The sequence below is a fragment of the Mycobacterium sp. 852014-52144_SCH5372336 genome (genome assembly GCF_001665615.1).
In the GTDB taxonomy this organism is placed as follows: Bacteria; Actinomycetota; Actinomycetes; order Mycobacteriales; family Mycobacteriaceae; genus Mycobacterium; species Mycobacterium neumannii_A.
Map to the genome: position 1 here is coordinate 1 of NZ_LZSW01000001.1, position 7,542 is coordinate 7,542.

Consider the following 7,542-nt stretch of genomic DNA (forward strand, 5'->3'; position numbering starts at 1 on the left):
GATGTGTATAAGAGTGCGCTGGAAGGCGGGGTTAGAACCGCCACCACGGGTGGAGCGGCGGCGTCGCGTCCAACCGGACCCGCTGCCCCGGTTTGGGCACCGCTAATTGCACCTTCTCCGCGTCGGCGGCCCGCAGCAGCCGCTCGACCGGTTCGGCCCACGGGTGTGGCGCGAGCCGGAAGGTGGCCCAGTGGATCGGTACCAGCAGCCCCCGGTCGGCTTCGGCGACGTCGAGGTGCGCCTTGACCGCCTCTTCGGGGTTCATGTGGATGTCCGGCCACGCCGGATGGTAGGCGCCGACGGGCAGCAGCGTCAGGTCGAACGGCCCGTGGTCCATACCGATCTGGGCGAAGCTCTTGGTGTATCCGGTGTCGCCGCCGAAGAACGCCCGGTGTTGCGGGCCCATGATCACCCACGACGCCCACAGCGTGGTGTTACGGGTGAACGCGCGACCGGAGAAGTGCCGCGCCGGCGTGCACACCAGGGTGAGATCGCCGATCGTGTGGCTCTCGTTCCAGTCGAGTTCGACGATCCGCGTCTCCGGTATCCCCCATTTGCGCAGGTGCGCGCCGATGCCGAGCGGGACGACGAACGGCGCCCGCTGCGTGTGGACGAGGCCGACGATCGTGTCCATGTCGAGGTGGTCGTAGTGGTCGTGGCTGACGATGATCGCGTCGACGGCGGCCAGCGCCTCGAGCGGAGCAGGCACTTCGTGCATCCGCTCCGGGCCGACCGTTTGGGAGGGTGAGCACCGGCGGCTCCACACCGGGTCGGCCAGCACGCGGTAGCCGTCGAGTTCGACCAGCGCCGAGGAGTGGCCGAACCAGCACGCCGACACCTGTGTGGAGTCGGGTTCGGTGGGTGACGGTGTGACGACCGGAATCGGGCCGTCCGGTCGGGTGACGCCGCGTGACCCGACCAACTCGCGCACCAGCAGCCGCTGCTGTTCGGCGTCGATGCTCATCATCGACGCCGGCTCGAGGTTGACGAACACCCCGTCGCGGTAGTTCGGGGAGCGTCGCGCGACGCGTTCGATCTCCGTGGGTGAAGCGCCCAGTGCCGCGGGTGCACCCTGCAATGCGCGTACAAGCCAACCGCCGGCCAGCAGTGAGGCCGTGCCGAAGCCGAGGCGCAGCGCCGACCGGATCATCAAGCCCCCTTGAACCTCGGGGGTCGCTTCTCGATGCGGGCCACCTGCGCCTCGATGATGTCCTGGCTCGCCCACGCCCGATCGAACAGATCTTTGTGCGCCGGCCACGGGTCCTCGTAGGCGCCGTCGTCGTTGAGCACCCGCTTGGCGTGCTGCAGGGCCAGCGGCGCGAAGCCCGCGATCTCCTGTGCCCAAGCCTGCGCGTCTTGCAGCGTGCCGATGCGGTTGGCCATCCCGGTCTGCAGTGCGACGTCGGCGGTGAGCCGCTCGGCCGCCATCAGCATGCCGCGCGCCCTGCCCGCCCCGACCAGCGATGTCAACCGGCGGATGCTCCAATTGTCCAGCGCTATCCCGTATTTCGCGACCGGGAACTGGAAGTACGCCTCGGGAGCGACGACCCGCAGGTCGCAGATCATGGACAGGATCACCCCGGCGCCGATCGCGGGTCCGTTGATGGCGCCGATGACCGGCACGGGCGCCGCATCGATGGCCAGGTTGAGCGCCCGCGCCTTATCGGGCAGTTCGTCGGCGACCCCCTGGCCGCCGGAGAGATCGGCGCCGGAGCTGAAGACGTGGCCCTGGCCGGTCAGCACGATCGCGCGGACGTCCTCGGCGCCGGCCTTCTCGATCGCTTCGCGAAGCCCGTCGACGAGTTCGGCGTTGAGCGCGTTGCGACGGTCCTCGCGTTGCATCTCCAGGGTCATCACGTGGCCGTCGCGGGTCACACCAATCATGCGGCAAGCCTATATAGCCTGTTGCTGTGAGCCGGATCGGTGCCCTCGAGGTGCGCGATGCCGTGCTGGACCCCGGGTCGTTTCGCAGTTGGGACGGCCCTCCGCTGGATGTCGGGGCCGACGGCGACTATCGGCGGGCGCTGTCCGCCGCGGCCGCCAAGACGGGCTTGGACGAGTCAGTCGTGACCGGCGAGGGGACGGTGTTCGGCCGTCGCGTGGCGGTGGTGCTGTGCGAGTTCGACTTCCTGGCCGGCTCGATCGGGGTGGCCGCGGCCGAGCGGATCACCGCCGCGGTGCAACGGGCGACGGCGCAGCGGGTGCCGCTGCTGGCCTCGCCGAGTTCGGGTGGCACCCGGATGCAGGAGGGCACGGTCGCGTTCCTGCAGATGGTCAAGATCGCCGCGGCCGTCGAACTGCACAAACGCGCGCATCTGCCGTATCTGGTGTACCTGCGGCATCCCACGACCGGCGGGGTGTTCGCGTCGTGGGGATCGCTGGGCCATGTGACCGGCGCCGAACCCGGCTCGCTGATCGGCTTCCTCGGGCCGAGGGTGTACGAACACCTCTACGGTGAGCCGTTTCCCGAGGGCACTCAGACCGCCGAGAACCTGCACCGCCACGGCGTCGTCGACGGGGTGGTCCCGCTCGACGCACTGCGCGCCACGTTGGACCGGACGCTGACGGTGGTCGCCGATCCGCCGGGCTCGCCGCCGTCCGCACCCGAACTCGGGCCGTTGCCCGACGTGCCGGCGTGGGAGTCGGTGGAGGCCTCGCGGCGGCCAGACCGCCCGGGTGTGGGGTATCTGCTGCGGCACGGGACGACCGAACGGGTGCTGTTGTCGGGCACCGGACAGGGTGAGGCGGCGACGACGCTGTTGGCGCTGGCGCGGTTCGGCGGGCAGCCGGCGGTGGTGCTCGGACAACAACGTGTGGTCGGCGGGATGGTCGGGCCTGCGGCGCTGCTTGAGGCGCGTCGGGGCATGGCGCTGGCCGAAGGTCTGCAACTGCCGCTGGTGCTCGTGATCGACACGGCCGGGCCCGCATTGACCGTCGAGGCCGAGCAGGGCGGGCTGGCCGGCGAGATCGCGCGCTGCCTGGCCGAACTGGTCACCCTGGACACGCCGACGGTGTCGGTGCTGTTGGGTCAGGGCAGCGGTGGACCGGCGCTGGCGATGGTGCCGGCCGACCGGGTGTTGGCGGCGCTGCACGGCTGGCTGGCGCCGCTCCCGCCGGAGGGAGCCAGTGCGATCGTGTTCCGGGATCTCGACCATGCCCCGGAACTGGCTGCGGCCCAAGGCATTCGGTCAGCAGACCTGCTGCGGAACGGTATCGTCGACGTGATCGTCCCCGAAAACCCCGATGCCGCCGACGAACCCATGCAGTTCACGCAGCGGCTGTCGGCCGTCGTCGCCAACGAACTGCATTCGCTGCGGTCGGTTCCCGGAGAGCAACGGCTACGGGCCCGGCTGCAGCGCTACCGGAGCATCGGCCTGTGACGGCCTAATCAGAACCAGCCCCGATCTGTGGTGCCGGCGAGTACTCGACCCCTTCGAAAACGAACACCGGAGTGGTGGTGCCGCCGTAGTGGTTCACGATCTCCTGCTCGTCGGTGATCAGTTCGATGCCGTTAGCGACATACCTGATTCCTCGCACCTTGGCGGGCGCGCTCCCGAACATCTCCAGCGCAGTGAGGGTGGCCGTACCCTGCGCTTGGATAAACGGCGACTTGAGCCGCTGCTCCTCCATGTAATTCCTGAGCGGTTCGAAATCCTCCGCCCACTGCAATTGCCATGGCTCCATGTTCTGCTCGGGAATCTCATTGTTGAAGATGTAACCGCCAACTTCACCTGGTTCTCGCGTGTGAAACAAATGCTCCGGGAAAGTGCCCGGCATGAACGCTAGTAAGTCGTGGGTAATCCAAGCGTTACCCGCTGGACGCCAGGTGTCGTCTTTGACGTAAATCGACTCGCCGAAGTCCACCTTGCGCCAACCAAGGACGTACGGGTTGCCGTACTCCCCGTCGAGATGCATTGTGGACACGATGTACAGGTCGGGCTGAACCGGGAGGCCAGTAACCGGATCATCCGGCCAGAGCGCGGGATCCATGTTTCCGGTGCGCGTTACGGTCCTGGAATAGCTGAGCCACTCCCCGGTCTGGGAATTTTGCTTCCATTCCACATTCGATTCGGTGAAATATGTCTGGAAGTCATAGTTCGTCTTGTCGATGCCCGACATCTCGATGAAATCCAGGTAGCGGCGCGGTGCAGGTTCGGTCGGCGGCGTGTAATCGTTCGGCATCAAAGTGACATCGATGGGTATGAGCCTCTCGTTGCCCGCACTGTCGGTCGCCGTCACAGTGAACACCACGAACAACGGCTTGTTGGCATCGGCCGCCAGTTGGCGACCGGCCGCCGACGGTGTGAAGATCACGGTGCCGTCGGACTGCACGACGACATCACCGACCGGCGATGATGTCGAACCGGTGAAACTCGGGGGCGGGGCATCGGGCGGATAGGTGATGCGGACCCGCACCACCCCAGTCTGTGTGTCCGTCGGATCCTTGGTGACTTGGAATGGGCTGGTCGGCAACGAGACCGGCGCCACAGCATTGACGTGCGTGGTGCTTTGCCCGTCCGACCCGATCGCATAGAGGGAGAACCAGACCGTGCCGTCGGTGCCGATCGACACCCCTGGTGCCGCTCCACCGAACAGCGGAGCGGCCGGACTGCCTTCTTGAGTCGACACTTCCGTGGCGCCCGCGGCCGTGATCGCCACGACCGTGGTCGTCGCAGAGCCGTCGGACGGATCTGTACCGACCATCGTCACGTAGGCCGTTCCGTTGTCGCCGAACGCCACGCCGCCAGAGACGGAACCGGTCCCCGCGCTGGCCGTTGCGATCACATTGCCGTTCCGGTCGATCGCCGTGACACTGTCTCCCGCGACGAGGTACACAGTGCCGTCCGAACCTACCTGCATCGAATCGACAAAGATGTCGACGGGATCGCTTGTCTTGTAGGAGGCGAAACCGTTCGAGGAAATATGCACGACCACGCCATTCGCGGTGGTCTCTGCGGCGTACGCGGTCCCGTCATCGCCGAAGACAAGCTCCGGACCGAAGCCGCCGAACGACGAGACATCCGAGTAGAACGGAAGCACCCGCTTCCCTGCGGCGGGTGTTATCACGGCGAGGACATCGTCGAAGTCCTCCCGGTAGTTGATGTAGAGGTTGTCGTCCGGTCCGATCATGTACGCGTCGAAACTGCTGAAGTCCTCGACCGTCACGCTGCTGATCGACGCGCTGGGTCGCACGACGATCACCCGGTTCACGCCGGTCGCATCATCGGCGACAAGATACAGCGTGCCGTCGCTCGCGGTGCCCAACACTTCAGGCACTGCGAAGGACGTGGTGATCGGGGGACTGTTGACGGCCCCGCCGCCGCTGATCACGGAGACCATGTAGCTGTCGAATACACCGTCGACCCCGGTAACGATATAGGCGGTGCCGTTCGCGGCTACCCACACATTGGAAGCCCGTGTCACGCCCGGGATCGTGGCCGTCGACACCGCGCCTGTCGGGCCGAACACCAACACCTCGGTATTCACGCCCAGCTCGTCGATGACGGTAGTCGGCAGGTAGACCGTTCCATTGGGTCCGACGGATAGGCTGCCTGCGGACGCGGCTGTCTGCAGTTGCGGAGCCGCGATTGTTCTCGACTGTCCATTGGCGTTGATTACGACGATCTCGACGGAGGCGGTTTCGGGGGTGCTGCCGGTGATAAGGGCCGCGGCCGCTGACCCGTCAGGCCCGAAGACCGGCATCCCGCTAATCGCCTGTGGCGTTGGGGATCCCGCGGTTAGAGGTATCAAGCTCGTCTGAGGAGTGCCCTGGACATTCGTCGCGACCAAAAGGTATTTTCTGCCGTTCTCGCCGACCACTTGTGCCTGCCCCTGCACACTCGTCGTGCTCATGCCGGCCGATGCGTTGATCACCCGAACGGTGGCGGTGCTCGTAGCCTGGTTGTAGGTGACGATCGTGATGCCGCCGTCGGTGCGAACGATGGGCGCCGACGGAGTACCGGCGAACGCCGCAGTGTCGCCGATAACCGCGCCGGTCTGGCTGAAGACCCGGACGAACGTCGATGGGTTTCCCTGCTGATTGAACGTGACGATGGGTTGGAAGACGCGGCCCGTCGATCCCACAAGTGCATTGGTCAGCGGAGCGCCGTTGATCGGGGCGGGGTTCGTTGCCGCCTGGCTGGGCAGAATCGTCACCTGCACGGTGACGGTCGTAGTGCCGTTTTGGTGCCCGTCGTTGACGGTGACGGTGAAGGTGTCGGTGTCGGGCCCCTGCGTCTGAGCGGCCGCTTGGCGCATGGGCGCGGTCGGGGTGTAGGTGAAGCTGCCATTGGACTGCACTGACACCGTCGCACCTTTGAGCGACGTCGTGGGTCCGCTGTAGGTCCGCGTATCGCCTTCGGCGTCAGTCGATGTCACGACGCCGGTCACGACGCCGGTATCCGGGTCTGTCGTCGGATTGCCAATGCTTCCCACCGGCGCGGTGTTCTTCGGGCTGATGTCGACTGTGACTTGGAACTGATGAATTCCACCACGGCCGTCATTGGCCGTGACGGTCAATATGTCCTGTGTGACCGCCGTCGTCGCCGCATTCGCTGCGGCCGCATGGCGCGCCGCCGCGGTCGGTGTATAGGTCAGCGTGCCTGCGGAGGTCACCGAATACGTGCCTTTGCCGGTGTTTCCGCTACCGCTGTACTTCAGCTGATCGCCGTTGGGATCGTCCGCCGTTACCGTGCCGGTGACTCTGCCGGTCGTTATATCGGTTTGGGTCGGCGTGAACGCGCCGCCCGTCGGAGCGGCGTTATTGCTGGACGGAGCGATCGCCACTTTGACGGTCACGACCTGCTCGCCGCCGTGCCCGTCATCGATGGTGACGGTGAACGAATCGCTCTTCGCCGACGCCGGCGCGCCGGTGGCTGCGGCGGCGCCGCGGGCAGCCTCTGTCGGTGTGTAGGTGAAGTTGCCGTTGCCGTTATCGGTGATCGTTCCCTTGGCGGTCGCTGTCGGGGCGCTGTAGGAGAGGGGGTCGCGATCGCGGTCGGTGCCTGTGACTGTCACGCCGACCACGCCGGTGGTGGTGTCGGGTTTGGTGACTTTGGTCCGCCCGGTGGGTTTTGCGTTCTTGCCGAGGATGTCGACTTGCACGGTCACGGTGCTGTTGCCGCCGACACCGTCTTGCACGGTGATGGTGAAGGAGTCTTTGGTCAACGCCGGATCAACACCCTCTTGCGCCGCGATATGGCGCGCCGCGGCGGTCGGGGTATAGGTGAACCCACCCGAAGACGACACAGAAACCTTGCCCCGCGCAGTAGTTCCCGACCCCGAATAGGTCAGCTTGTCCCCATCAGCATCGACGACACCGATGATCTTGCCGGTCACCGCACCACTCGAAGCGCTGGGCGGCTTGGAAATATCGGCCACACCACCACTGGGGGCGTGATCACCGGCGGCCAAGATCTGCGCGGTCAACGTCACCTTATCGGTGCCACCATGACCGTCGTTGACCGTCACTGTGAACTTCTCGGTCTTAGCCGCCGCCCCACCGGTACGCACCGCGGCGCGCGCCGCAGCAGTCGGGGTATA

General features: G+C 66.2%; 4 protein-coding genes. 1 reads left to right on the forward strand and 3 read right to left on the reverse strand.

Going from position 1 to position 7,542, the window contains the following annotated elements:
* Positions 1 to 31: 31 nt before the first annotated feature.
* Positions 32 to 1,150, reverse strand: coding sequence for an MBL fold metallo-hydrolase (locus A5759_RS00005; protein ID WP_068192275.1), 1,119 nt, complete (start codon positions 1,148 to 1,150; stop codon positions 32 to 34).
* The gene (locus A5759_RS00010) at positions 1,150 to 1,884 is read right to left on the reverse strand and encodes an enoyl-CoA hydratase (protein WP_066848423.1); all 735 of its coding nucleotides are present in this window, start codon (positions 1,882 to 1,884) and stop codon (positions 1,150 to 1,152) included. The genes A5759_RS00005 and A5759_RS00010 overlap by 1 nt, the downstream gene beginning before the upstream one ends.
* Positions 1,885 to 1,910: 26 nt before the next feature.
* Between A5759_RS00010 and A5759_RS00015 the strand changes: the two genes are divergently transcribed.
* Complete coding sequence (locus A5759_RS00015; protein ID WP_068192278.1) at positions 1,911 to 3,380, forward strand: carboxyl transferase domain-containing protein; 1,470 nt, start codon at positions 1,911 to 1,913, stop codon at positions 3,378 to 3,380.
* 4 nt (positions 3,381 to 3,384) lie between these two features.
* Here A5759_RS00015 and A5759_RS00020 read toward each other — a convergent pair whose 3' ends face one another.
* On the reverse strand, positions 3,385 to 7,512 hold the full coding sequence (locus A5759_RS00020; protein WP_068192281.1) for an Ig-like domain-containing protein: 4,128 nt from the start codon (positions 7,510 to 7,512) through the stop codon (positions 3,385 to 3,387).
* Positions 7,513 to 7,542 lie beyond the last annotated feature (30 nt).

Bases quoted from the DNA above. Each gene is read 5' to 3' on its own strand.
- A5759_RS00005 (WP_068192275.1), bottom strand. From the start codon at position 1,150: ATGATCCGGTCGGCGCTGCGCCTCGGCTTCGGCACGGCCTCACTGCTG.
- A5759_RS00010 (WP_066848423.1), bottom strand. From the start codon at position 1,884: ATGATTGGTGTGACCCGCGACGGCCACGTGATGACCCTGGAGATGCAA.